At 24.9% G+C, this 1,223-nt stretch carries 1 protein-coding gene; it reads left to right on the forward strand.

Going from position 1 to position 1,223, the window contains the following annotated elements:
• The first annotated feature begins 189 nt into the window (after positions 1–189).
• Positions 190–993 carry an Mbov_0400 family ICE element protein gene (locus tag BCF89_RS08835; RefSeq protein ID WP_111518958.1) on the forward strand — a complete coding sequence of 268 codons (804 nt, stop codon included), beginning with the start codon at positions 190–192 and terminating at the stop codon, positions 991–993.
• Positions 994–1,223 lie beyond the last annotated feature (230 nt).

Raw genomic sequence — 1,223 nt, forward strand, 5'->3', positions numbered from 1 at the left:
AAAAACTAAAAAATTTTTATTAATTCTAAAATTTATGCTATACTAATTACATAGAAAACTTAGTTTTCTTGGTTATTCTAGTGGATTGGTTTCAACCACTCTCGCTGTCCTAGTATTTGCGGTTAAAAAAAGAAACAATTGTAGGTATTTCTACCTACATTTTTTTATTAATTTTATAATTAAAATAGTATGGAAAATAAAATAATGTTTGGGAAATTATTTAAAGTTAGAAGTAGTAAAAATGACTTACCTATAGCGATTAACTATTTAGGTAAAACTATTCCAACTGTTAATATACTTAAATTAAACCGCCCCTATGTAGTCTTTTATTCTAATGACTATGTTTATTATTTATCAGTTAAATCGATTACTAAAAAGAATAAATATAAAACCACTAGTGATGATAGAAATGTAATAGTTCCAAATAGAAATATTTATGGTAAAGAAGTAGAAATTGGCAACGCGATTAATTGTTCTGTAATTAATGTAATGGAAAGAAATCTATTTGAAAGTCTGTTTGAAGTAGACAATAAATGAAATGATGTCGAATTAGATGCCAAAATTTATAAAGATGTAATGTCTAAGTTACGCTATACATTTAGTTCTAAAAAAACTAAATTTTATCAAGTAGTCGGTTTTGACACATATAAAACTAAATTTATAAAAGAAAAAAAGATTGATAGTCAAATTAAAACTGCTGCAATAAGTTTTATAGATACATATTTTGAATTATTTTATACTCCGCTAACTAAAATCGATGAAACATTATCTAAACTTCCTAATGAATATTCTTCCCTTAAAAAACACTTTATGCATTTATTTAAGATAACAGAAGAAGAACTTAATAATGATATTCAAAAACAAAATGAACAAGAAAATAATGTTAAAGAATATAACGAAATGTTAAATATGTTTTCTAATAATGAATTAAAAAAAGAAGATAGCAAACAAAGAACAAAAAAGAAGACTAAAAAGAGTGGTCTTGAACTCTAGAATGCTTTTATTTAAGCAAATAAGGCCTTTTTAGACGCTTCTTTACTTAAGGATGATAATTGCATTATCTAATTGAGAACAAGTTATTTGAAGGTTTATATGCTGATTACTAATTAACAAAAAAAACAAAAAAAATATTAATTCTAAAATTTATGCTAAAATAAAATTGTTCCTAATAAGAACTAAATTGGCAGTGTGGTTCTAGCTGGCCCTGCCTACCCTGGAGATGG

The organism is Metamycoplasma auris, assembly GCF_003253435.1.
Classification (GTDB): Bacteria; Bacillota_I; Bacilli_A; order Mycoplasmatales; family Metamycoplasmataceae; genus Metamycoplasma; species Metamycoplasma auris.